This is a genomic window from Pontibacter virosus (assembly GCF_003096355.1).
Lineage (GTDB): Bacteria > Bacteroidota > Bacteroidia > Cytophagales > Hymenobacteraceae > Pontibacter > Pontibacter virosus.
This window is the reverse complement of sequence record NZ_QEKI01000009.1, coordinates 1-26,231: the sequence shown is the minus strand read 5'-3', so window position 1 is coordinate 26,231 and position 26,231 is coordinate 1. Positions and strand designations below refer to the sequence as shown.

At 50.9% G+C, this 26,231-nt stretch carries 18 protein-coding genes; 10 read left to right on the top strand and 8 right to left on the bottom strand.

Translation table 11 applies throughout. The annotated features are described in order from the left end of the window. Positions 1-117 precede the first annotated feature (117 nt). The 5 genes from C8E01_RS13725 to C8E01_RS13705 all read right to left on the bottom strand — a co-directional run bounded on the left by C8E01_RS13725 (position 118) and on the right by C8E01_RS13705 (position 4,098). Positions 118-936: an aldo/keto reductase gene (locus tag C8E01_RS13725; protein ID WP_116544022.1), complete on the bottom strand. Its 819-nt coding sequence runs from the start codon at positions 934-936 to the stop codon at positions 118-120. Between the two features lie 59 nt (positions 937-995). Beyond that, positions 996-1,445 (bottom strand): MarR family winged helix-turn-helix transcriptional regulator, encoded by a 450-nt coding sequence (locus C8E01_RS13720; protein WP_116544021.1) that lies wholly within the window; start codon positions 1,443-1,445, stop codon positions 996-998. Between the two features lie 111 nt (positions 1,446-1,556). Continuing rightward, entirely contained in the window at positions 1,557-2,000 is a 444-nt protein-coding gene (locus C8E01_RS13715) for a hypothetical protein (protein ID WP_116544020.1), read from the bottom strand. Between the two features lie 211 nt (positions 2,001-2,211). Further along, the gene (locus C8E01_RS13710; protein WP_243409576.1) at positions 2,212-2,664 is read right to left on the bottom strand and encodes a PepSY-like domain-containing protein; all 453 of its coding nucleotides are present in this window, start codon (positions 2,662-2,664) and stop codon (positions 2,212-2,214) included. Between the two features lie 168 nt (positions 2,665-2,832). Continuing rightward, positions 2,833-4,098 carry a M16 family metallopeptidase gene (locus tag C8E01_RS13705; protein WP_116544019.1) on the bottom strand — a complete coding sequence of 422 codons (1,266 nt, stop codon included), beginning with the start codon at positions 4,096-4,098 and terminating at the stop codon, positions 2,833-2,835. A gap of 297 nt (positions 4,099-4,395) precedes the next feature. On the opposite strand from C8E01_RS13705, the gene C8E01_RS13700 reads away from it, so the two are divergent. The 8 genes from C8E01_RS13700 to C8E01_RS13660 all read left to right on the top strand — a co-directional run bounded on the left by C8E01_RS13700 (position 4,396) and on the right by C8E01_RS13660 (position 16,889). Next, positions 4,396-6,375, top strand: coding sequence for an alpha-ketoacid dehydrogenase subunit alpha/beta (locus C8E01_RS13700; protein ID WP_116544018.1), 1,980 nt, complete (start codon positions 4,396-4,398; stop codon positions 6,373-6,375). A gap of 292 nt (positions 6,376-6,667) precedes the next feature. Continuing rightward, entirely contained in the window at positions 6,668-7,024 is a 357-nt protein-coding gene (locus C8E01_RS13690; RefSeq protein WP_116544016.1) for a hypothetical protein, read from the top strand. A gap of 16 nt (positions 7,025-7,040) precedes the next feature. After that, the gene (gene ytxJ / locus C8E01_RS13685; protein ID WP_116544015.1) at positions 7,041-7,382 is read left to right on the top strand and encodes a bacillithiol system redox-active protein YtxJ; all 342 of its coding nucleotides are present in this window, start codon (positions 7,041-7,043) and stop codon (positions 7,380-7,382) included. Between the two features lie 165 nt (positions 7,383-7,547). Beyond that, complete coding sequence (locus tag C8E01_RS13680; protein ID WP_243409575.1) at positions 7,548-8,276, top strand: hypothetical protein; 729 nt, start codon at positions 7,548-7,550, stop codon at positions 8,274-8,276. A 134-nt stretch (positions 8,277-8,410) separates the two neighbouring features. Continuing rightward, a complete protein-coding gene (lipA, locus tag C8E01_RS13675; protein ID WP_229733858.1) occupies positions 8,411-9,313 on the top strand; it encodes a lipoyl synthase in 903 nt (300 codons plus the stop codon). A gap of 495 nt (positions 9,314-9,808) precedes the next feature. Continuing rightward, entirely contained in the window at positions 9,809-13,921 is a 4,113-nt protein-coding gene (locus C8E01_RS13670) for an ice-binding family protein (protein WP_116544014.1), read from the top strand. Between the two features lie 31 nt (positions 13,922-13,952). Then, positions 13,953-14,888, top strand: a complete 936-nt coding sequence (locus C8E01_RS13665; protein ID WP_116544013.1) for a PorP/SprF family type IX secretion system membrane protein — start codon at positions 13,953-13,955, stop codon at positions 14,886-14,888. A gap of 18 nt (positions 14,889-14,906) precedes the next feature. Continuing rightward, positions 14,907-16,889 (top strand): OmpA family protein, encoded by a 1,983-nt coding sequence (locus C8E01_RS13660; RefSeq protein ID WP_116544012.1) that lies wholly within the window; start codon positions 14,907-14,909, stop codon positions 16,887-16,889. Between the two features lie 98 nt (positions 16,890-16,987). Here C8E01_RS13660 and C8E01_RS13655 read toward each other — a convergent pair whose 3' ends face one another. Next, entirely contained in the window at positions 16,988-18,205 is a 1,218-nt protein-coding gene (locus C8E01_RS13655; RefSeq protein ID WP_116544011.1) for a PQQ-dependent sugar dehydrogenase, read from the bottom strand. 153 nt (positions 18,206-18,358) lie between these two features. On the opposite strand from C8E01_RS13655, the gene C8E01_RS13650 reads away from it, so the two are divergent. Further along, complete coding sequence (locus C8E01_RS13650; protein WP_243409574.1) at positions 18,359-20,659, top strand: TonB-dependent receptor domain-containing protein; 2,301 nt, start codon at positions 18,359-18,361, stop codon at positions 20,657-20,659. A gap of 1 nt (position 20,660) precedes the next feature. On the opposite strand, the gene C8E01_RS13645 is transcribed toward C8E01_RS13650, so the two are convergent. Then, complete coding sequence (locus C8E01_RS13645; RefSeq protein ID WP_116544010.1) at positions 20,661-21,263, bottom strand: DUF4136 domain-containing protein; 603 nt, start codon at positions 21,261-21,263, stop codon at positions 20,661-20,663. Between the two features lie 216 nt (positions 21,264-21,479). Continuing rightward, complete coding sequence (gcvP, locus tag C8E01_RS13640) at positions 21,480-24,398, bottom strand: aminomethyl-transferring glycine dehydrogenase (RefSeq protein WP_116544009.1); 2,919 nt, start codon at positions 24,396-24,398, stop codon at positions 21,480-21,482. A 256-nt stretch (positions 24,399-24,654) separates the two neighbouring features. On the opposite strand from gcvP, the gene C8E01_RS13635 reads away from it, so the two are divergent. Continuing rightward, a complete protein-coding gene (locus C8E01_RS13635; protein WP_116544008.1) occupies positions 24,655-25,875 on the top strand; it encodes an NAD(P)-dependent oxidoreductase in 1,221 nt (406 codons plus the stop codon). Positions 25,876-26,231 lie beyond the last annotated feature (356 nt).

Below are 26,231 nucleotides of genomic sequence, written 5' to 3'. Positions count from 1 at the left end.
CGGTACGATACCAGAGCACAAACACTAGCAGTCAGAGTCCGCCAGATAGCCCTTGCTCGCCTCTGGCGAGCAAGGGCTATAATTTTTAACTTTCTACCTTCCAAAATTTCTAACTTCCTAGTCCCAGTCCGGAGCGAAGGGCGGATTGACCACCCGTTGGTTGTCCTTTTTCAGTTGGTCGATCTGGGCGACGTCATCTGCTGACAGCTCAAAGTCGAAAATGTTCAGGTTGTCTTTCAGGCGCTCCACTTTGGAAGTTCTGGGTATAGCCATCACGCCGTCCTGCTGCACGAGCCAGCGCAGCGATACCTGCACCTCGCTCTTGCCGTACTTTTCGCCTATCTCTTTCAAGACAGGGTTGCCGATCACTTTGCCTTGCGCGATCGGGCTGTAGGCCGTCAGCGAAATGCCATGCTCGCGCAGATAGGTATAGAGCTTCGTTTGGTTGATTAGCGGATGGTACTCCACTTGATTGGTGATGATGTCGGCGCCGGTAGCCAGCACCTCGTCGAGGAGGGCGATAGGGTGGTTGCTCACACCGATGTGTTTGGTGTAGCCTTTTTGCTGGGCTTCCATTAGCTGGTCCATGTACTCAGCCACGGGCACGTTGCGGTTTGGCCAATGGATCAGCAAGAGGTCCACGTAGTCGGTTTTGAGCTTGCGCAGGCTTTCTTCAACAGAAGGCATGAAATCCTTCTTAGCTAGACTTTCCCGAAAAACTTTCGTGGTCAGGAAAATCTCGTTGCGGTCTATACCTGCGTCTTTGATGGCTGCTCCAACGCCTGCCTCGTTCTGGTAAATCTGGGCCGTGTCGATGTGGCGGTAGCCTTCTGAGATGGCAGCGGCTGTAATTTTGCGGGCCAGTTCATTTTGTAATTGAAAAGTGCCTAGCCCAAGAGCAGGTATAATAGCATTTTTTATGGTGATGTTCTTCATAGGTATAATTTCAGTTCGTACATTATTTGTGTATACAAATATTAGTATAAAAAAATAGCTCAGCCTCTGAGCTTGTCGAGTAGTTTGCTCACTAAAACGGCCTCCTCCTGCGTCAGGTTATGGAAGCGCTGAAAGAAGCTGGGCATTTGCTCGTCTATCTGATTTAGCAGATCCGTTCCCTTTGGAGTCAGTCTTAACTCGATCATGCGGCGGTTGGCCTGGCAGATGTCGCGTGTCACATAGCCTTTCTCGATCAGCTTGTCCACAAGGCGGGTTACATTGGAGTTGCGATCGACCATGCGTTCCTGCACTTCTCCAAAGCAAACGGGCTTCGGTTGCTGCCCACGCACAATGCTGAGCACATTATGCTGCTGCAGCGTGAGTCCAAACTGCTTAAAGAAAGGTATAAACTGCTGATTCAGCCAATTGTTTGTAAACAACAGATTCACCACCATCCGACGATGATCGTCTTTGAAGTCTTTCTGCTGTATTTCGTCTTCTATTCGCATAGGCTGATTGTAGGTGCAAAGTTAAACACGTTGTTTGTATATACAAATGTTGTGCCTGAAAAGTTGCAATGTATTAGTAGTATGCCTTTTGCTCAGAAAGTATGATGTGTATCAGTCCCAATGCGGTTGTTGTAGTTGCTGGCCATCTGCAGCGAAAACAACTTCAAGCTCTGCCGTTCTGCTTTTAAGTACGACCTGATAATAAATGGTATTGCTTTTTACGCACATCTCAACTCCCTCAATCCTATAATTTGGGTGGATTTTGGCGATAGAATTAGCAACAACTTCGGGCAGCTCTGCTAAAGGTATAGCCCGCTTGTATTGTGTCAGTTCTCCTGAATGCTGGAAAAGGGCGCTATGTTCAGCAGCATGCACCGTAAAGTCAGCCTCGAAGTCCTTACCGCTTTTCTCCCATTCAATATCGAAGGCAAGCGGGAATGTGGCAAGCAAGTTTTGACGCACTTCCAGCGGCACTTTCTCCGGCATTACGTCATCATCACAGGAAGTCAGAAGTCCTGCAGAGAGAATAATGGTGACGATCAGTTGCTGCTTCATAAGTAGGCTATAAAGGACAAGTAAGTGATGAAGGCCTAAGGTTACAAAGTAAATCTGAAGATAATTTGTAGAAAAGTTAACAAATTATAATTCTAATGGAAAGGATATGCGCTGCAATTAGTGAGGAAAAAATAAACGGACAGGCAGCAGCTGATTAGAAAAAAAAGCTGAAGCAATGTGCTCCAGCCTTTTAAATGCAATCTGCAAGTAATTAGTCCCAGTAAGCCTGGTCTATTTGCTGGCCATCGCTGGAGAAGACAAGTTTCTCGTCCGCGCTGGTGGTATGGTCAAGTTCTACCTGATACAGGGTGTCGCCGTTCTGTACCAGCACCTCCGGGTCGTCTATCTTATGCTCAGCGTAATTCTGACTGATAGTGGTTCGGATTGCTTCTGGAAGCTCGGTTTCAGGTATATCGTATTTATGTTTTATCATAGTGCCCGATGCATTGATCATAGCGTTGTAATCCACTCTATCTATATCAAAATCGGCTTCAAAGTCCTCTCCCTTTTTCTCCCAGTCTATACTTGTGGCGTTCGGAAAGCTGCTTAACAGAGCCTCTCGTACAGTGGCGGGCACGTCATCTACCTTCATGTCATCATCGTTGCTATCGCAAGATAACAAGGTCCCGGTCATCAATAGAAATGCAAAAGCGGTTGCTCTCATGGTATTAAGTTTTATGTTTAAAATAATTACTTATACCTAAAGTACAGGGCGATTTTGAAGGAAATCTGAAGGGATAGTGTTTTTTGCAAATTTACGGGAATAAAAAAGCGACTACCAGATGACCGGTAGTCGCTTTTTTAAATATCTCAAACCGGGGCTATACCTTGCCTAAGCTTCTTGCTCTGCCGGTTGCTCTTTCTTTTCGGCTTTATAAAGTAAGGTGGAGCAGTTGTTCGGGTCGAGCACCTGCTTGGCGCAGCGCAGGATGTCCTGCGGGGTGACGGCCTGTATCTTTTCGCCCTCGGTGTTCACGAAGTTCGCGTCGCCGAGCAGCTTGCCGTATGCCAGGTTCATGGCGCGGTTCAGGAGTTCGATCTCAGAGAACACCAGCGAGGTTTCAGCTTGGTTCTTTACTTTGTTCAGCTCTTCTTCGTCCACTAGCTGCTCCATCAGTTCTTTATTGATCGCCTCGATGGCGGCGTTGGCTTCCTGCAGGTCCACGCCCTCGTTGAGTTTGCCCTGGATGATGAGCAAGCCCGGCTCGATGGAACCCGTCACGGAGGCAGAGACGGAGTTGAACAGTTTCTGCTCTTTCACCAACTGCTCGTACAGGCGCGAGGATTTGCCACGGCCCAGTATGTCGCTAATCAGGTCGACGGCATAGTAGTCTTCGTGGTTGCGGTGCGGCATGTGGTAGGCCTTGTAGATGGCGCTTAGCGGTACATCAGCGCTGGTTTCGAGCACACGCGGAGCCTGCTGCTTCGGCTCATGAGGTATAGCGCGCTCATACTTCTCGCCGGCAGGTATAGGGCCGAACCATTTTTCGGTCAGCTCCTTCGCCTTGTCAAACGTCACGTTGCCGGCCACCACCAGTATGGCATTGCTCGGGGAGTAATGTTTCCTGTGGAACGCTTTCACGATGTCCATGGTAGCGTCTTCGATGTGCGCGATCTCTTTTCCAATGGTCGCCCACTTATAAGGATGCTGTTCATAGGCCAGCGGGCGAAGCTTCAGCCACACGTCGCCGTAAGGCTGGTTCAGGTAGTTCTGCTTGAATTCCTCTACGACTACCTTGCGCTGCACTTCCAAGCCGTGATCGCTGAAAGCCAGATCTAGCATGCGGTCCGACTCGAGCCAGAAACCGGTCTCTATGTTCTGGGCCGGCAGCGACAGGTAATAGTTGGTGATGTCGGGACTGGTGAAGGCGTTGTTTTCGCCGCCCACGCGCTGTAGGGGCTCGTCGTATACCGGTATGTTTTTGGAACCGCTGAACATCAGGTGCTCAAACAAGTGCGCAAAGCCGGTGTGCTGCTCTACCTCGTCACGGGAGCCCACGTCATAAAGCACGTTCAACACGGCCATGGGAGAGGTATGGTCTTCGTGCACGATCACACGCAGGCCGTTATCCAGCGTAAATTCCTCGAAATGTATCATAATCTTCTTCTCTTTAAAGGGCGGCAACCTGTGTTACCTTTGCCTGATTTCTTTCCTGTCATTTCTTTTTCAACAGGTATACCTTGTGCGCTGTTCAATCAAAACCGGCAAACATTTGCAGGCCTGACAGGTTTTCTGTAGCTTTTGCTTTCTTTACGGGCTTTCGGTTGCCGCTTGTTGCGTATGCTGGGGCCGGGAAGGCACGAAGTACCGAACAAATTTATAAATTAGCACCATAATGGGCAGCCAAAGCAAACGTTATGCTGCCATACCACAACGAATTTTCTTCTCAATAAGATGAATTATAACCGCAAAGAATATTCTGACGACGAACTGATCGCACTCTATAAAGGTATCCTGAAACCCCGCATGATCGAGGAGCGCATGCTCGTGCTGCTGCGCCAGGGCAAAGTGAGCAAGTGGTTTTCAGGTATAGGCCAGGAGGCTATTTCCGTAGGCTCGGCCATGGCGCTGGAGTCAGACGAGTACATTCTGCCGCTGCACCGCAACCTGGGCGTGTTCACCAGCCGTGAAGTACCGTTGGATAGACTCTTCGCGCAGTTTCAGGGCAAGAAGACCGGTTTTACGAAGGGCCGTGACCGCTCTTTCCACTTTGGCTCCAATGAGCACCACATCGTGGGCATGATCTCACACCTAGGTCCACAGTTGGCAGTAGCCGACGGTATAGCTCTGGCTGACTTGCTGGATAACAAAGAGAAAGTGGCGCTGGTGTTTAGCGGTGACGGTGGTGCCTCTGAGGGCGATTTCCACGAGGCCCTCAACGTGGCGGCTGTCTGGAATCTGCCGGTGATCTTCATGATCGAGAACAACGGCTACGGACTTTCCACGCCAAGCAACGAACAGTTTAAGTTCAAGCATTTTACTGACAAAGGTCCGGCCTATGGTATAGACGCCCTGCAGATCGACGGCAATAACATTGTAGAGGTATACGACACCGTGCGACAAGCTGCCTACAGCATGCGCAAGAACCCGCGTCCGATGCTGATCGAGGCGATTACCTTCCGCATGCGCGGGCACGAAGAGGCCAGCGGCACCAAGTATGTGCCGCAGGAACTGTTCGAGAAGTGGTCGAAGAAGGATCCGGTGGAAAACTTTGAAAAGTACCTGCTCGACGAAGTGATCCTGACGCCAAAAGCCATCGAGGGTATACGCGAAGAGATCAAAGCTGAGATCGAGGAAGGTCTGCAGACTGCCTTTGCGACACCGATGCCGGAAGCCAACCGCGAAGAGGAACTGGAGGACATGTACCGTCCTTTCGAGCAAGAGGTAATCAAACCTGCTTCGGATGCTAAAACCGAGCGGCGCTATGTAGACGCCATTTCAGACGGCCTGCGTCAGAGCATGGAGCGCTACCCGGAACTGGTGCTAATGGGACAGGACATTGCCGAGTACGGTGGTGTGTTCAAAATAACAGAAGGCTTCGTCGACCAGTTCGGCAAAGACCGCGTGCGCAACACCCCGCTTTGTGAATCGGCCATACTAGGTATAGGCTTGGGTATGTCGGTGAAGGGCAAGAAGAGCATGGTCGAGATGCAGTTTGCAGATTTTGTGAGTGCCGGCTTCAGCCAGATCGTGAACAACCTGGCCAAAAGCCATTACCGCTGGGGCCAGAATGCCGATGTGGTGGTGCGGATGCCAACAGGCGCCGGTACGGCAGCGGGTCCTTTTCACTCGCAGAGCAACGAGGCCTGGTTCTTCCATACACCGGGTCTGAAGATCGTGTATCCGTCTTCGCCATATGACGCCAAAGGTTTGCTGAACGCGGCCATCGAAGACCCGAACCCGGTGATGTACTTTGAGCACAAGCTGCTCTACCGTTCCATCTCGCAGGAGATTCCGGACGATTACTATACCGTCGAGATCGGCAAAGCCAGGCTGGTAGCTGAGGGCTCTGACATTTCGATCATCACCTACGGCATGGGTGTGCACTGGGCTAAGCAATTGCAACAGGAGATGACGGACATCAGCTTCGACATACTCGACCTGCGCTCGCTGCTGCCCTGGGACAAAGAAGCCGTGCGCCATACCGTGGCCCGCACCGGCCGCGTTATTGTATTGCACGAAGACACTATGACCGGCGGCATAGGCGGCGAGATAGCGGCCTGGATCGGCGAGCATTGCTTCGAGCTTTTGGACGGACCGGTAACACGGGTTGCCAGTCTGGATACAGCCGTGCCGTTTGCGCCACCGCTGGAGCAGGAGTTCCTGCCGAAGCAGCGCCTGCGCGAGAAGGTAGAGAGCATCATGGCGTTTTAAGGAAATTAGCTTAGATAAACTTATATTGCAGTGTGATGCAGAAAAGTAGATATTGGGTACTAGGCCTGCTGTGCATAGCACTGCTATTCGGAACGGGCTGCCAGCGCAAGGGAATACCTTGTCCAAAACCTGGAAAAACATCTAAGGTGTCAGGCAAGAATTCTTCCGGGCTTGAGGCAGTGCGGGTAAAAATGGACAAGAACGGACGTGTGAAGAAGAAGCGAATGGGAATTTTTTAGGGAGCAACCCCTATTCCCGAATTCAGTATAACAACTGTAGACGGAAAGCTGTTATGAAGAAGCTGGGATTTGATAAACAAACGAAACGTTTGGTGGTAATAACAGGTGTACTGCTTTTGGCAGTTAGTCCTGCGTTTGCTCAGATTACCTATACCATGACAGATAAGCACGGGCGCCTGATGCGTAAGGCACTGCGAGATGCGAACCAGGTAGAGGCAACGACTTACAAGGAGACCCACCTGAACATGGAGGCCTATACCTTAAAGAAGGGGGAGTCCGGCAAAGTGCGGCAGCGTCCGGTGTTGGGTTTGTTTAAGTCTAAGCACCAGAGTGCCAACGATGCTGTGCAGCAGGGCCCGGCTGACCGTGAGAAAAAGAAATTCAGGCTTTTCCGGAAGAAGGAGAAGTAAACCTAATCAGATAGCAATGAATTGGCATCCGCTTACAAGCGCAGAGCAGCTAGATACCATACTTGAAGAGTCGAAGCACACCCCGGTGGTGATATTTAAACACAGCACGGCCTGTTCCATCAGTTCCACTGCTAAAAGCAGGCTGGAGCGCCAGTGGGACGGTGCCAGTGTGGACCACATTAAGCCCTATTACCTCGACCTTTTGCGCTACCGCCCGGTTTCGAACGAGATTGCGGAAGTGTTTCAGGTACAGCACCAGTCGCCCCAGTTGTTGCTGATTCAGGACGGTATGTGCACGTATGATGCTTCGCATTTGGGCATCAGCATCGATTCTATGAAAAAGAGCCTGGCGGTCTGATGCGCAGCTGCGTAGACGGGCTACGCCAATAATCCGTAGTACTCCTTATTAGCAGCCCTATCTGCCTGGGTCTTTTGCCGGGCTGTATGGCTTCGAATGCCTGATACCTGCCTGCTTTTGGATCTGGCTTTTTGATAGAACATACCTAACCCAAACTGTATAAAGGTGGCAAAAAACCTGGTACTCACAATTGCTATGACGCTGCTGCTGGTAATGCCGGCAACCGCCCAGTCTGACGACGACTTTAGCAACGAACTTAGCTACGGCATTAACCTGAACTCGAACGGCGGTTTGCTGGGCGGTGTGTTTGCACGCAGCTCCTGGTTCATGAAAGAGCGGCTCTATCGTTTCGGCGGACTCGAGATCGTGGAGATCAAGCATCCGAAAGAGAATAGGCTGTATAACCCGGGCTCCGGCGACCATTTCATTGCAGGCAAGCAGAATCACTTCTTCTCGGTGCGCCCGCATTACGGTTTGGAGCACGTGCTGTTCCGCAAGGCCGCCGAAAGCGGGGTTCAAGTAAACGCCCTAGGAGCGGTTGGTCCCTCACTGGGCCTGCTTATACCTTACTACATCCGCTACGACTATGGGGGTGGCCTGGGCAGTGACATACGTACCGAGGCCTATGACCCGAACAAGCACCTCAGTTTTGAAAACACGCTAGGGAATGCCAACGTGCTGACCGGTTTGGGGGAGACCAACATCAACTTGGGCGTGCACGCCAAGGTAGGCATGAGCTTTGAGTACGGCCGCTACCGCGAGAGCATCACAGGGGTAGAGGTGGGTTTTATGGTAGAGAAGTTCTTCAAAGACATGATTATGATTCCGCAGACCGAAAACTACAGCACCTTTACCTCCGTGTACCTGAACATCTACTACGGCCGTCGCAAATAACAGGCGCCAAGAACATTTCCATGCAATCGTTTGTTGAAAGGAAAGTCCCCCGGACATAGGCCGTGCTGCCTTAATTTACTGGTGCATTTGCTGAAGTCTTAACGCATTATACCTATCTTTGCAGCATGGATGAAATGATGACACTTCCGGTAATACAACCCAACGCTAAGCCCGAGGGGCTCAATGCTTTGGGTCAGCCCCGCAAGCCAAACTGGCTGCGTGTAAAGCTGCCGGTAGGGAAAGAGTATGCGAAGGTAAGAAACATCGTAGACGAGTATAAGCTGCATACCATCTGTGAGAGCGGTAACTGCCCGAACATGGGCGAGTGCTGGGGAGCCGGCACAGCTACTTTCATGATTCTGGGCAATGTGTGTACGCGCAGCTGCTCTTTCTGTGCCGTGGCCACGGGCCGCCCTAATGAGTATGATGTAGACGAGCCGCGCCGCGTAGCTGAAGCCATTCAGCTGATGGGCGTGAAGCACGCCGTGATAACCTCTGTTAACCGCGACGAATTAAAAGACCGCGGTGCCGCCATTTGGCACGAAACCGTGCGCATGGTAAAAGAACTTTCTCCTGCCACCACGATTGAAACCCTTATACCTGATGTGAAAGCCAGCTGGGACGCGCTGATCACCATGATCTCGCCAGGCCAGGAAGTGGTGTCGCATAACGTGGAGACAGTGAAAGAGCTGTACCGCCGCGTACGTCCGCAGGCTAAGTACGAGCGCAGCATAGAACAGATCCGCCGCACCAAAGAGTATGGCAAGCGTACCAAGACAGGCATTATGCTGGGCTTAGGCGAAACACGCGAGCAGGTATACCAGGCGATGGATGACCTGGCTGCCAATGGCTGTGACATCCTAACGCTGGGGCAATACCTGCAGCCAACCAAGCTTCACATCGAGGTAGCCGAGTTTATTCACCCTGACCTTTTTGAGCATTACCGGGAGGAAGGCCTGAAACGAGGAATCAAATATGTCGAGTCTGGCCCGTTGGTGCGGTCATCGTACCACGCTGAGCGACATGTGAATGTGTAGAGAGAATCTTATATAAACTTTTAAAGAATTTTTAGAAAATTTTTCTTTAATACTTGAAGTGCCCTATTGGTATACAAAAATCAATAGGGCACTTTTTTATTGCACTGTTTCCCTTGCCTAAATTTCCCTATTTTAATTAAGATTTTTTCAGTTCCTTTGCCCGCCGATATAACAAAAGGTGTACAAAATAAGTATTTACGCAACCAAAGGGCACTAAATTAGTATATCCAAATATTCAAGTAGTAACAAAACCATATATGTCCCTTTCAAGATATTTGTACTGTAATTCTGCTTTTCTGAAAAAAAACTTTGTCTTATTTATATTGGAATAGTATTACGCAATTGCTGTTATAACATTTTATTCCTGCCTATATATTGTATTTTTTATATTGTACTAAACTTATCTGGAATATATAAGTATCAGGATATAGTAAAAGTTTATGGAAATACATTTATATTTATGCCTGATTTATTACGCTTTTTTTCATAACCCTTATGAGTAGAATTTTACTGCTTCTCACCCTTTTTCTGTTCGCCGCCACCACCCTTACTTTTGCGCAAACAGAAATCACCCTTGGCCGCGCCACTAAGTTCTCGGCCTTGGCAGACACTAAAATCCAAGCCAATGGTCCCGGTGTCACAACCGTCTATGGTTATTTGGGCACAAGCCCGGGTAAATCAATCGGCGAAGACCAATATCTTAATCTGCTGACAGGTAGGAAGGAAATAGCCAATGAAGTGGCAGAGGAAGGAATGCGTGATGCCAAATTAGCCTACCAGGCGTTGCGCGACTTGCCTGTAACACAGGTTCGCAACTCCACTTTAGGCGGTGGCAGCACCCTAGGCCCAGGCGTCTATAAAATTCCGGGTGACGCCACGCTAAGCGGCATACTTCAGCTTTCAGGGGGTGGAGATTTCAACTCGATGTTCGTTTTTATCATTGACGGCAATTTCAATTCAAATGCAGGCTCAGTGCAGTTATCTGCTATGGGGGCCTCACCGGAGAATGTTTACTGGGTTGTAGAGGGCGATGTGAACATCGGCGCACCAGGCTTTTTTCAAGGAAACATCATCGCTAAGAAGAGTGTCACCTTAGGCGATAATGTAACCTTGATTGGCAGAGCCATTTCTTTGCAGGAGACTGTGTACTTCAATACCAACATTCTGGCTTTGCAGAACGTGGTAGAAGCTGACCTCTCAGTAACAAAAGAAACAGACGCTACCGACGTGTCGGTAGGAGCTTATGTAACCTACACCATTAAGGCTGTAAACAGAGGGCCAGGCGTTGCTAAAAATGTAGCGGTGAGCGAGAGAATTCCTACAGGTCTTAAGTTTGTGCGGGCAGAATCCGCCACAGGGCAGACTTACTATGACGCTAGTACCCATCAATGGGTCATAGGGGACATGGAGCCTAACACACAGGAGTCAATCAAAATCGTGTTTGAAGTAACGGGTACGGGAAATATCCGAAATGAAGTGATCATTATTGGCGATAACCCAGACCCTGAACCGGATGATGATGAAGATGAGGTAGAAATAATTCTCCCAAATCTAAGCCTGACAAAAAGCATCATTGACCCGAAATCAAGCTATAGCTTAGGCGATGTAATTGCCTACGAGATCAAGGTCGACAACAAGTCATCGAAAACAGAAACGAATATTAATGTCAGTGAGCAACTGGCGAGCGGGTTGAAATATGTGCGACATGAGGAAACTCCCGGCACCAAATATAACCCTGAGACAGGCATTTATAACATCCCGACACTGGCAGGCAATGCGTCTGCTACACTGATCGTATATGCCGAGATTGTTGGCACGGGCAACATCCGCAACGTAGCCACGATCATCGACCGCCCCAATGACAAAGATCCGGATGACAACGAGGAAGAGGTGGAGATCATCCTGCCTGACCTGGGTGTAACCAAGAAGCTTATTGATCCAAAGAGCGAGTATAAGCTAAACGATGTGGTGGCCTTTGAGATTAAGGTGTCAAACAACGCCTCAATGCCTCAGACGAATATAAATGTAAGAGAGCAGTTGCCACAGGAACTTGAGTATGTAAAGCATACTGCTACCAGCGGAACGACTTACGACGCCTCGACAGGTATATTCAATATCCCTACACTGGCAGGAAACACTTCTGCCACACTGCTTGTGTATGCAAAGATCGTTCGCACGGGTGCCATCCGCAACGTGGCCACCATCATCGACCGCACGCCGGATAATGACAAGGATCCGGACAACAACGAAGAGGAAGTAGTGATCCTGCTGCCTGACCTGGGCGTAACGAAAGAATTGGTAAACGCCAAGGCAGAGTACATGGTCGGTGATATGGTGCAATACCGCATCGTGGTAACGAACCATGGCGCAGCATCAGAAAAAAATATCGTAGTAGGCGAAAAACTGCCGGAGAGCCTTCGGTTGGTGGACTTCAGTGTAAGCAGTGGCACTTCGTATGACCCAGTGACTGGGGCATTCAAGATTCCTTCGCTGGAGGCAAAAGCAACGGCTGAGCTTATTATTAACGCTCAGTTAGTAAAGGCAGGCCAGGTTCGCAACATTGCACGCATCATCAGCAAAGACCCTTCTAACCCTACTGATCCCAACAACCCAGAAGATCCGAATAACCCAGAAGATCCGAATAACCCAGGCGATCCGAATGACCCAAATAATCCGGGAGACCCTAACAACCCGGGTGATCCGGATGACTCTGACCCTGACAATAATGAAGATGTTGTGGTGATTCCGGATGTGAAGTGTAACCCGAACATCGAACTGTCATTTGTGGAGGCGCCAACTTCAGTATGCCGTGGAGGTGAACTCACTTTCAAAGCAACGTCGGATGTGATCGGTGGCACCTACACCTGGTTACTGCCAGCAGGCTGGAAAACGGTGAGCAAATCTGAAGACGGCAGCACCATAACCGTTACCGCAGGCACCACGCTAAACGCTCAGGTAATAAAAGTAACCGTGAAAACGCAGTGTAAGGATGTTAGTAAGACTGCTGAAACTACTGTCAATGTAATCGGCGAGCCAGAAAAAGTAGCGATTACAGGAGACGCCAGCATATGCTTCAACAGCACTACAGGTATAGCCCTGCGTGCGGCAGCTGTAGAAGGTCTTACTTATAAGTGGACACTGGACAGCAACCTCGAGTTTGTAGAAGGCACAAACGATGCGGGCACGAGCGTGAGTGTTCGTCCTAAGAACCAGAGCCTGCTAGGCGGCAAGGTATACCTAACGGTGACGAATGCCTGTGGCTTCAGCAGCACCATAGAGAAAGTGCTGATGGTTACGCCATCACCGGCAATACCGCTGTCCATCACGGGCAACCTGGACCTGTGCGAAGGCGAAGAGACAACCTTCAGCACACCAGTAGTAGCCGGTGCTACGAGCTATACCTGGGCCTTCCCGACAGCGGACTGGTCTATAGTAAGCGAAACGGAGAATGGCAGAGTAGTAAAAGTAAAAGTTGGTAAAGAAGGAGGCCCGATCACGGTGAAAGCTGGTAATGACTGTAACACAAGCGCAGCCCTCAGTGTGCCTGTGAAAGTGACCCTGAAACCAGTAGCACCTTCTATTGCGAGTACGGCAACTACAGGCTGTATCGGAGCAACACTCACGTTCAGCATCGCATCACCGGAGGCAGGCATGACCTATACCTGGGCAGTACCGCAGGGCTGGAGCGCCGACAAACTGACTGGTACTAGTATCAACGTAACAGTAGGTGAGACGAGCGGCGACATAGAGGTATACGCCACCAACACGGTGAAAAACTGTGGTGCAGGTGCTGTAGCCAAACTGGCCGTTTCACCGTCGCTGAAGCCGGCGACACCTGGAACAATCAACAGCAACATGAACGTGTGCCTCAATAGCACAGGCAACTCCTTCAGCATCGAAGCTATACCTGGCGCGACCGCTTACGAGTGGGAAACGACCGGTGGCCTGACGATCGAAGGCGCCAGCAACGGCACGAGCATTACGGTGGCTGCTGCCGAAACGGGCGGTACCGTGCGTGTGAGGGCCATTAATGGTTGCGGCATCAGCGACTGGGCTAGCCTGAACATCGACATCACCATGCCTCCTGCCCCTGTTACCCGCATCACGGATAACAGCAGCGTCTGCGAGGGACTGATCTATACCGCCGATCCGGTAGAAGGAGCGACATCTTATACCTGGACGGTAACAGAAGGCTTCACCATCGAGTCTGGTCAGGGCACGGCCACCATCAAAGTAAAAGCCAGCAGCCCAACGGCAACAGGCCGCGTGAGCGTGATTGCATACAACGGCAGCTGCGCAGGCTCAGCCGAATACAGCATCGATATGGACGCCAGAATGGCCGACGGACAACTGGAATTCCCGAAAGCCTTTAGCCCGAACGGTGACGGCAAGAACGATACCTGGCTGGTGAAGAACCTGGACAAGTTCCCGGACAACGAAATGGTGATGTTCAACCGCTGGGGATCTGAGGTATTTAAGCAGAAGAACTACAAGAACGATTGGGCTGCCAAGGGGCTGGAACAAGGTACTTACTTCTACAAGGTAAGGGTGAAGCTATGCGATGGTAAGTACCAGGACTACAGCGGCTATGTGACCATCTTCCGATAAGCGAGTGCATTCATTTGAAAATTTTATTACCATGAGAATACTTTATACCCTGCTGGCGCTGTTCTTGACCTTTGCAGCTAATGCCCAGCAAAACCCGCAGTACTCGCAGTACATCTTCAATAGTATGGCCATTAACCCGGCCTATACCGGGACCAAAGGTGTACTTAATATCAACGCATTTCACCGTTCGCAGTGGACAGGTATAGACGGGGCGCCTACGACGCAGGCGCTGAGCGTAGACGGCCTGACCAGCCACGAGCGCCTGGGCCTGGGCCCGAACTTCACCCGCGACAAGATTGGTGCCTATTCTACTACCTCGGCTTATGCCAACGCGGCGGCCCGTGTATCGGTGAGCGCACGCGGAACGCTGAGCTTAGGTATAGCAGCCGGTGTGGTGCAGAGTGTGATGGATGGTGCGGAGCTAGGTGTTCCGGATGATCCAAGTATACCTGCGGGCAGAGACGTGTTTTACAGACCTGATGTGAAGCTGGGTGTTTATTACAATACATCACGCTTCTACGCTGGCCTTTCCGCATCCGACCTGATCCAGTTCAAGGACGTTTTTCAGATCGAGCCGGTTCGCCACTACTACTTCACGACAGGCTATGTGTTTGACGTAAGCAGCTTTGTGAAGCTCAAGCCAAGCGTGCTGATCAAGGAAGACTTCCATGCCCCTGCCAACGTGGACCTGAATGGCTTTGTGCTGTTGGGCGACCGTCTGTGGCTGGGCAGCTCCTACCGCACGAGCATGAACCTGTTCAACAAAAATCCGGAGGCGGACCCCGTAAACAAGCGTACTGCCGTGGCTCTGATCGCTGAACTGCAGGTGACCAACGCCTTGCGCCTGGGTTACTCCTACGACCGCATGCTCAACGACCTGAACGGTTTTCAATCGCACGAGATCTCGGTAGGTTACTACTTCTTCAAGAAGCAGGACACGAAAATGCTGACGCCTCAATACTTTTAATATTAGCTCTTACCGCATATGAATTTCAGACATATACCCTTATACCTTACTGCTGCCCTGTTACTGGGCGTAGCACCTGTAGCCGAAGCGCAGCAGGAGCTCCGCAAGGCAAACAAGCACTACGAAAAGTTTGAATTTGCGCTGGCTTTAGAGCAGTACAAAAAGGCGTCGGAGAAGCGCAAGCCGGATGTGAAAACAGCTGAGCGCATAGCCGACTCTTACCGCCTGACACGCCAGACCGTAGAGGCAGAGCGCTGGTACGCGCAGGTGGTGGCCATGCCAGGCCGCGATCCGCAGAACATTTACCATTATGCAGAGGCGCTGCGCAGTAACGGCAAGTACGAGGAAGCCAAGCAGCAGTACATGCTGTGGGCCGAGGAAGTGCCGGATGTAGAGGAGCGTGCCCAGCACCTGATGGCCTCTTGCGACAAAGCCATGAACTGGATGAACCAGAAAATGCCACTGGCCGAAGTACAGCGCCTGAGCGGACTGAATGCCCAGGGTTTTTCTGACTTCAGCCCGATGAACTATGGCAAAGACGCGATCATCTTCACGTCGGACCGTGGCGTAAACCAGGAGGGAAAAACCGCTGGCACCTACGGCTGGACCGGTCGCCCATACCTGCAGCTCTTTATGGCCAGCCGCGATGGCAATGGCAACTGGGGTAAGCCTACGGCGCTGCACGAAATGATCAATGACCAGTATCACAATGCCACGGCATCGGCCACGGAAGACGGGCAGACACTATACTTCACCCGTACCCAACTGGTGCAGAAGCGCAAGGCGGGCAACGCCGACCCGACAAGCTGGGTAGACAAGTCGCAGGTGCAGGAATACATAAACCGACTGGAGATCTACTCTTCTCAAAGACGCGGTACTACCTGGACAGAGATTAAGCCTTTTACTTTTAACAATGTAGCAGAGTACTCTGTAGGGCATCCGGCCCTGTCGCCTGACGGCAAGATCATGTACTTTGTGTCGGATATGCCGGGCGGTGTGGGTGAGACGGACATCTACTATACCTTGCGTCAGCCGGATGGCAGCTGGGGAGAGCCTGTAAATGCAGGTATCCTGATCAATACGCCGGGCCGCGAGAGCTTCCCTTATGTAGATCAGAATGGCAAGCTGTACTTCTCGTCTGACGGACACATGGGAATGGGCGGTTTGGATATCTTCTCAGCCGAGGGCAAACACGCTGCCTGGACGGCGGTGAACAATATGGGCCATCCAATCAACTCGTCGAAGAACGACTATGGCATCATGTTCAACGAAGACGAAGAAACCGGCTTGCTATCTTCTAACCGCGAAAGCAGCAACGGCACGGATGATATCTACAGTTTCAAAGTGCTGCAAAAGCCTGTAGTACTGGCAGTGACCACAATGGAGCGCAAGCAGAACGAGCAGAAGAAAAATGTGCAGCTTCCACTTTCACAGGTACAGCTCGTTATATCGCAGCAGAACCTGAATGATACCAGTGTAGCAACCACGAACACAAAAGGCCAATACTTTATGGATGGCCGCAAAGGCAACATCTACGCTCTGAAGGGTTCCAAGCAAGGCTACCTAAACCAGAACGTACAGGTAGAGGTACCGAAAACCGCCACTGATACTGTGCAAGTAGCGATGGTCTTTGACCGGGACGAGAAGGATGTGGCTATTGTGTTGGAGAACATCTACTACGACCTGGACAAGTGGGATATTCGTTCGGATGCTGCCAAAGAATTGGATAAGCTGGCCGAAGTACTGGTGGCGAACCCAACGATCAAAATAGAGCTGAGCTCGCACACTGATAGCCGTGAAAGCCTGAAGTACAACCAGGTGCTCTCAGAGCGAAGAGCCCAGGCCGCCGTGGACTACCTGATCGAGAAAGGTATAGCCAAAGACAGACTAACTGCCAAAGGCTACGGTAAGACAAGGTTAGTAAATAAGTGTATAGACGGCGTTGCTTGTCCGGAGGAACTGCACCAGCAGAACAGAAGAACAGAGTTCCGAATCAAGTAAGACCTCTTTCAATAGATCTTTATTTCATTAGCTTTCATAGTTTGGAAAGGCTCCGCAGATTCTACGGAGCCTTTTTTCTTTTGTAGCTTATGGAAGATTTAACGTTTGTTGCGCTGTTGGTTGCCTGCAGCACTATGTGCTACACGGTATATGACGCCATTAGAATCATCGGTGATCAGCAGTGAGCCATCGGTATGGGTAGCCAGCCCAACCACGCGGCCAAACTGCGATTTGTTGTCGTCTACCAGAAAGCCTGTCACAAAATCTACAAACTCCTTTGGCTGGCCGTTTTCAAAACGAACGCGAGCCACTTTGTAGCCGGCAGGCTTGGATCGGTTCCAGGATCCGTGAAAGGCCACAAAGGCATCGCCCTGATATTCTTTCGGAAACTGGTTGCCTTTGTAGAAAATCATATCCAGACCCGAGGCATGGGCAGTGTAGGTGAGCAGCGGATACTTGGTCTTCTTCTTGTATTCCTCATAGCTCATATCTTTGGGCTGGTCGCCTGGGTTTTCCTTGCCTTCCCCATAGATGTAGGGCCAGCCGTAGTCCGCACCTTCTTCTATTTTGTTGAGCTCTTCGCGCTGTTCGTCATCGCCCAGCCAGTCAATTCCGTGATCCATGCCAAACATTTCGCCACTCTGTGGGTGCCAGTCGAAGCCAAGCGTGTTGCGCAGGCCTTTGGCGTATACCTTGCGGTTTTTGCCGTCGAGGTCAGCTTGCAGAATGGTGGCGTGCTCCTTGTTGGGCTCGTCGCAGGAGTTGCAGGTGCTGCCGATGGAAATGTAGAGCTTGTTGTCGCGGCCAATGCGCAGGGTACGGTTGGGGTGCTGACCACCATCGGGCAGATCATCCAGCAGCAGTTGGAGTTCAGATAACGAACCGTCTTTGTTGATGTTGGCTGTATAGAGCTCCTTCACGGTAGCCAGCCAGATTTTATTATCTTTTATGGCAATGCCGTGCATGTGCTCTTTCGTAGCAACCACTTTCTGCTCTTCGGCTTTTCCATCTTTGTTCGTGTCGCGGAGCATCATCACGGTTCCTTTGTCGCGGTCGGTCACGTACACCACCCCATCGTTGCTCACGGCAATCATGCGGGGCTTGTTCAGGTTCTCGGCAAATTTGGTGATCTGGAAGCCTGCCGGTACTTTGAGCTGCTTTACTCGGGCATCGGTCGCCTCTACGCGGGCAGGTTTAAAAATGTGGCCTTCTACGGATGCGCTGACTGGCTTCTCGTCTTCCTGAGCAAAGGCTGGCGAGCTGATGAACGCCAGTGCCAAGGCCAGTGAAGCAGTAGTTGTGAGTATTTTCTTCATAGTTTTGGTACAGTTAAGTTCACAGAGTTGATTTGTATTTTGATTTAACCGAATGCCAGCTGTGATTGTTACAATTAGGCAGACATAGCAAATCCTGCATAATTCTAACCCTTGCCTGGTATAACCCGTTTTGTTAGCAGCTAACTTGCATACATGAATCAATTATTACTCCTGCTCCAATCCCTTTTTCTGACTACCACTATGCTGCTGCCTTTGCTGGGTTACGCCCAGCAGCAGGTCGCTGGCCAGGTACTGCACGCCCATACTCACCAGGCGCTGGAAGGTGTGACCATCACAGCCAATAGCGGTGAGCAAACGCTGACTGAAGTTTCTGGACGCTTTGAGCTGTCTGTAGCAGACCAGGCGTCTTTCTTATTAATCTCACACATTGGCTATAAGCCAGATACGGTTTTACTGCAGCGCTTCCAGCCAGGTATAGCGGTGCGCGTATACCTGCAGCCATTGACGGCTAACCTTTCGGAGGTGGTTGTGACGGGTTATGAAAGCAACCGGCCTTTGCTGGAAACGGCTGGCGCTTTAAGTGTAATTGACCGGGAAGTAATCCAGCGCTTTGACGAAAGCTCTTTGGTACGGGCTGTAAACACAGTACCAGGAGTGCGCATGGAGGAGCGAGCTACGGCCAGTTACCGGCTTTCTATCAGGGGCAGCAGTTTACGGTCTCCTTATGGGATAAGGAATGTGAAGGTATATCTGGGGGAGATGCCGTTTACGGAGTCGAATGGCATTACGAACCTAAACCTGCTGGATGCGGCTAACTTCAACAGTTTGGAAATATTGAAAGGTCCGGCAGGAAGTATTTACGGAGCCGGTACTGGCGGCACGGTGCTATTCGAGCCACGCAGGGCAGCCCCCGGAGAGAAGGCTTTTCAGGTGGGAACGACCTTTGGCTCATTCGGCTTGCAGCGCTATACCGCCAGTGCCAGTGTGGGCAGCGAGAAGCAGAGCCTATACCTGCAGTACACCCGCCAGCAAATCGACGGCTATCGCGAGCAGTCGGGTATGGACCGCGAAACGCTGATGCTCACCTCTATTTTCAATCCATCTGAGAAGAGCACGATCCAGGCCAACCTGATTTACTCTGATCTTTTCTATCAGCTGCCCGGCGGACTAACCCGTGAGCAGTATGAGCAGGATCCGCGACAGGCACGCGGCGGGATGTTCGGGAGTGTTAACCAAAATGCCTCGATGAGCCAGCAAGGTATAAACATCGTCCTATCGCATGAGTACCGCTTTAGCGACAGCTGGAAAAACACGACGGCCCTGTATGGCTTGTTTAGGTATAGAGACCATCCGTTCAATACCGACTACGAGCGCAACACGAACCAGGAATATGGAGGCCGGAGCCGATTTGTGTATAACACCAACCTTGGTACAGTAGCTACAACAGTAACTTTCGGGGGAGAATACCAGCGGGGCTTCGAAGCGGCTCGCACTTATGACAACAACCAGGGGCGCACCGACTCATTGCGTACCGATGACGAAGTACTAGCTAAAACGGGATTGCTTTTCACACAAGCTGAGTTCGAGTTGCCCGGCAACTGGATCGCCACAGCTGCCCTCAGTTTGAACGATACCAGGTATGAGATCACGCGTCTGCACCAGGCACCGAGTGGTGGTGCGTACCAATACACCAGAGATTTCAGTGCGGTGCTCTCCCCCAGGGTATCATTACTTAATCGCTTATCAGATCAGGTGTCGGTGCACGGCAGTGTGAGTGCTGGTTTCTCGCCGCCTTCTGAAGAAGAGTTGCTCACCTCCGACGGCGCTCTCAACCAGGAACTGGAAGCGGAGAAAGGCATCAACTACGAAGCTGGTATACGCGGCTATACCTTGAACAGGAAATTGAGCTTTGATTTGGTAGCTTTTCACTTCAGGTTGCGGGAAACAATTGCAAGTCGACAGGATTTGTCCGGTATAGCTGTGTTCCGAAACGTGGGGGCCACTTCGCAAAGCGGACTCGAAGCGGCCCTAGGCTATACCTTACTCGAAGATGCGACGCAGCCGGTTACTTTACTCAAGGTATGGAGCAGCTATACCTACAGCCATTTCCGCTTCCGCGATTACCAGAAAGACGACACCGACCTGAGTGGCAATAAACTGACCGGCGTGGCTCCACACACCCTGACTGCCGGCCTAGACCTGGCTACCCGCTTCGGGCTATACCTATACCTGACAGCCAACTATGTGGATGAGATTCCGCTTACCGACGAGAACACGGTATATGCCGATACTTATTTGGTAGCGGGAGCGCGACTTGGGTTGAGAAGGGAATTGGGGAATCAGTTTGTGCTGGATGTATTTGCCGGCTCTGAAAACCTGACGGATGAGAAGTACAGCCTGGGCAACGACCTGAACGCCTTTGGCGGACGCTACTTCCAACCAGCTTCACCGCGCAACTACTATGGTGGTTTCAGCCTGTCTTATCGATTGTAAGTTATCGTGAACTTGGCCTGCTGGAAGCGGGTCTGTTAGGTGGATATTGTGATAGGATACTGATAATGGACCTTCTGATCCTGCTCTCGTCTGTCTGTGTCACATTAATATCGCCTTCTGCCGCGCCGCGCCACACTAACTCGTTGGTACTGGCCGATATCAGGTCGATCAGCATGGTTCCAGGTATATATTGTGCGACTGGTCTGTATCCCGGAAAATCGGCAGAGTTATAATTGAAACGATAGCCAAACCAGTAAGCGTATCCAAAATCAGGGGAAGCAGTAGCGGCATCCTGTGCTACTGACACATCATAAGCAACCAGCAGGTCTGGATTTTCGACGTCAAGCAGCATACCTTTCTTAACCAACTCAGCTGCGATTGCATCGCGCACCCGCCTGTCCAGCAGCGGCTCGTACAGGTTGGGGTCAGCGGAGGTATTGGCCATCTCGGGTTCAAGCAAAGCAAAAGTGCGGTATATCTGGAAATCCACGCTGCGGTCGTAAGTGCTGTCAGCTACTATAGAAGGTATGCAGCCGCTCAAACCGATCAGGAAGGCAGGGATCAGGTATAGCCAGTGTTTGAAGTGAGGTATAGCGTTTCGCATAGAGTTGTTGGATTAGGTACAGGACATTTCTAAAACAGGTATACGGTGCTGGATAACTAGTAGGTATAGCTGTGGAGATTGTTGCCAGGTGCACGCTAAAATGATGTTGTTAAATCAAGGCATGAAGAAGTACAGGCGAAGGCGATTTGCACGGCCCAAAATCAAAAAAGCCTGACCGAGGTGGCCAGGCTTTTCAGGTATAAGGGAATGGATAAGTTAGCCGATCGCTACCATCTCATTTTCATTCTCGTTGTAGGCTTCAATCGGAGCACAAGAGCAAACCAGGTTACGGTCGCCGTAAGCGCTGTCGATGCGGCTAACAGTTGGCCATACCTTGTTGTCGCGCAGGTATGCCATTGGGAATACCGCTTTCTCGCGAGAGTAAGGACGCTCCCAGTTCTCCACCATCACCACTTTCAGGGTATGCGGCGCGTTCTTCAGCACGTTGTTTTTCTGGTCAGCCTTGCCCGCTTCGATCTCACGAATCTCCTCACGGATTGAGATCATCACGTCGCAGAATCTATCCAGTTCTTCCTGTGCCTCCGATTCGGTTGGCTCCACCATCAACGTGCCCGCTACCGGGAACGATACGGTAGGCGCATGGAAACCGTAGTCCATCAGACGCTTCGCGATATCCTCTACTTCTACGCCGAACTTCTTAAACTCGCGGCAATCGAGAATCATCTCGTGTGCACAACGACCATTAGCGCCTACATACAGCACCGGGTAGTGCTTCTCCAGACGCGCCTTAATATAGTTAGCATTCAGGATGGCCATTTTGGTAGCTTCTGTCAGACCTTCGCCTCCCATCATCGCGATATATGCATATGAAATTGGCAGGATAGAAGCAGAACCCCAAGGAGCAGCCGAGATGGCGTTAATAGCCTCTTTGCGACCAAGGTCAACTACCGCATGACCCGGCAGGAACGGAGCCAGATCTTTTACCACACCGATCGGGCCCATGCCAGGACCACCGCCACCGTGAGGGATGCAAAACGTCTTGTGCAAGTTCAGGTGGCATACGTCAGCACCAATGTGCGCTGGCGACGTCAAACCTACCTGGGCGTTCATGTTGGCACCGTCCATGTACACACGGCCACCGTTGTCGTGTATTACCTGGCAAATCTCGATGATTGACTCCTCGTACACACCGTGTGTAGATGGATAAGTCACCATCAGGCAAGACAGCTCATTCTTATATTGCTCGGCTTTCGCACGCAGGTCAGCCACATCGATGTTGCCTTTCTCGTCGCACTTCACAATCACCACTTTCATGCCCGCCATTACAGCAGAGGCCGGGTTAGTGCCGTGAGCTGAAGAAGGGATTAGCGCTACGTTGCGGTGATAATCGCCGCGTGACTCGTGGTACGCACGAATCACCATCAGGCCAGCGTACTCGCCTTGCGCACCAGAGTTTGGCTGCAGCGACATCGCATCGAAACGGGTGATCTCACATAGCCAGGCTTCCAAATTCTTGAAAATCTCGGCATAGCCTTGTGTCTGGTCGGCAGGCGCGAATGGGTGCAGCTGCCCGATCTCTGGCCAGGTCACCGGAATCATCTCCGCTGTGGCGTTCAATTTCATGGTGCAAGAGCCCAAAGAGATCATGGAGTGAACCAACGAAATGTCTTTGTTCTCCAGGTGCTTCATGTAGCGCAGGATCTCGTGCTCGGAGTGGTGCTTGTTGAACACCTCGTGGGTGAGGTACTCGCTGGTGCGGATCAGTTTATCTGCCCAGGTGATTTCTGTCTCTTCCGGCAGTTCGTCTATATCGAGTACATCAGCCGACTTACCAGCCACTTTCGCAAACACCGCCAGGATGTCTTTCACATCTTCCAGCTCGGTGTTCTGGTGCAGGGAAATACCGATGAAGTTCTCTTCGAAATAACGGAAGTTGATACCCGCCGCTTCTGCCTCGGTGCGGATAGCGTTCTTCATGTCAGCACTCTCCACCGCAATTTTCAGCGTATCGAAGTATTGCTCGTTCAACTGCTCGAAGCCAAGTGCTTTCAGGCCTTGCTCCAGCTGTTGCGCTAAAGAGTGCGTGTTCAGACCGATGTACTTCAGGCGACGTGGGCCATGGTACACCGTATACATACCCGCGATTACCGCCAGTAGTACCTGTGCGGTACAGATGTTAGAAGTCGCTTTCTCGCGACGGATGTGCTGCTCGCGTGTCTGCAAAGCCATACGGTAGGCTCTATCACCAGCGGCGTCCACCGAAATACCGATGATACGGCCCGGAATCACACGCTTGAAAGCGTCTTTCGTAGCAAAGTAAGCTGCGTGCGGACCACCAAAGCCCATCGGTACACCGAAACGCTGGGTAGTACCTACCACTACGTCGGCTCCCATCTCACCTGGAGGTGTTAGCAACGTCAAAGAAAGAATGTCAGCAGCTACGGCAACCAGCATTTCCTGCTCGTGCGCTTTGCTAATGAAATCTGTATAATCGAAAATGGCACCGTCGGCAGCAGGATACTGCACCAGGGCACCAAACAAAGTCTCGTCATTGAAATCTACTTCACGGTGGTCACCGATTACCAGCTCAATGCCGATAGGTATAGCGCGTGAAGTGAGAATGTCAAGCGTCTGCGGCAGCACCAGGTTCGAAACGAAGAAGCGGTTCGCGTTCTTGCGTGCACCTTTGCGCTGGGCGTAGAACATACCCATGGCCTCGGCGGCGGCAGTACCTTCGTCCAGCAAAGATGCGTTGGCGATTTCCATACCGGTCAGGTCCATTACCATGGTCTGGTAGTTGATCAGCGCCTCCAGACGGCCCTGCGCAATTTCAGCCTGGTAAGGGGTATAAGCAGTATACCAACCCGGATTCTCCATGATGTTGCGGAGTATCACTGGAGGCATAATGGTGTCGTTGTAACCCAAACCGATATACGACTTGTATACCTTGTTCTTTCTGGCGATCTCACCGAATTGCTTCAGGAAGTTGGTTTCAGAAAGCGCCTTTGGCAGGTTCAGCGGCTTTTTAAGTCTAATGGCGGCCGGTACGGTCTCCTCAATCAGTTGATCCAGCGAGTCTACCCCGATGGTTTTAAGCATGTCCTGCATTTGTGCTTTGTCAGGGCCGTTGTGGCGCTCCTTGAAAGTATCAGCAGGTTTTGTTTTAAGTATCATAACGATGAAGTATTGATTGGGAATTTGGGATTTTCTATTGCGCTGGAAGACAAGCCAAAGGCGCTCTTTCAGTAATTTCTACAAAAGTAATAGTAATTGTTTATTATATTGAAGCATGAAAGCTAAATAGTTCGAGGTGTGGCGACTGGCCTTTTACACTATAATAGAAGGCGCACCTATATATAAGGTGTAGTCCTCCGCTTTTCCCAGACTTTCAAACACAATTTGCAGCAGAACAATTCACAAACACGCACCTATGAAAAAAGTTAAGATCGGCATCATCAAGGAAGGCAAAATACCAGTTGACAAGCGCGTGCCGCTCACCCCTAAAAAATGCGTGGAAGCCATGCAGGCGTTTCCAGGAGCAGAGGTGGTGGTGCAACCGAGTGACGTGCGCTGTTTTACCGACGAAGAATACGCTGAACTAGGTATAGCCCTGCAGCAGGACCTGAACGATTGCGATGTGCTGATGGGCGTGAAGGAAGTGCCCATCGACCAGTTGATACCGAACAAGACCTACTTTTTCTTCTCGCATACAATAAAGAAGCAGCCTCATAACGCTAAACTCCTGCGTGCCGTGCTCGACAAGAACATCACCTTAATAGATTACGAGCTCCTGACCAATGCGCAAGGGCAGCGTGTAGTGGCCTTTGGCCGGTATGCCGGTATAGTGGGGGCCTATAACGGTATCCTGACCTATGGCAAAAAGTGGAAGCTCTTCGACCTGAAGCCCGCTTACCTCTGCCACGAGATGGAAGACATGCAGGAAGAATACTTTAAGGTGAAGCTCCCACCAATAAAGATTGCCGTGACCGGTGGTGGCCGTGTGGCAGGAGGCGCCATGGAAGTGCTCGACAAGATGGGTATTAAAAAGGTGAGCGTGTTCGACTACTTGTATAAGCAGTTCAACGAGCCGGTATACGCCCAGCTGCACTCCGGCGACTATAACAACCGCCCCGATGTAGAGGTATGGGACTCTCCTGATTTCTACGCCCACCCGGAGCTATATCAGTCCACCTTCCGCAAATTCACTAAAGTAACCGACCTCCTGATGGCCTGTGCTTACTGGGATCCGAATGCCCCGAAACTGTTCTCGGAAGAAGACACCCGCCAGCCCGACTTCAAGATCGACACCATCGCCGATATCACCTGCGATGTGGATGGATCTATACCTACCACCAAACGAGCCACTACTATACCTGAACCCGCCTACGACTACAATCCAGAGACAGGCAAGCTAGAGCCAGCCTACAGCAGAAAAGACAATATTACTGTAATGGCCGTCGACAACCTGCCATGCGAACTGCCCCGCAATGCTTCCCGCGACTTCGGGCGCAATATTATAGACTACGTGTTCCCGCAGTTTTTAAACAATGATGAAGGGGGTATGCTGGAACGGGCAACGATAGCCAAGAGAGGAGAGCTGACAGAAAGGTATAAGTATTTGCAAGAATATGCAGAGACAGCTGTAGTATAAGAGCTAACAGCACCACTTTACACTATAGTAGCAAATAAAGTAGGATTAGGTGGAGGTACAGTCAGTAAAATGGCTGTACCTCTTATTATTTATAGAGAGACAAAGAGCTTGAAGAGAAGGAAAGTAGTCAAATAAGCTAAAGTGAAAAGAGTTGAGTAGAAAGCAGAAGAAACTTTTTAAAACTTTACAAAATTTTAATGGTGCAACTCAGATAGTTAAACGAAACCATCTCAAAACATAAGATAATGTTATAACATACTCCTTGCGGTTCCGGAAAATTTGTGGACCTTTGCACTCCCGACACGGTAACGCGGATAGGGGAAACGAAGTAGAGAGGGGCAGCCGGCAGGGCGGCC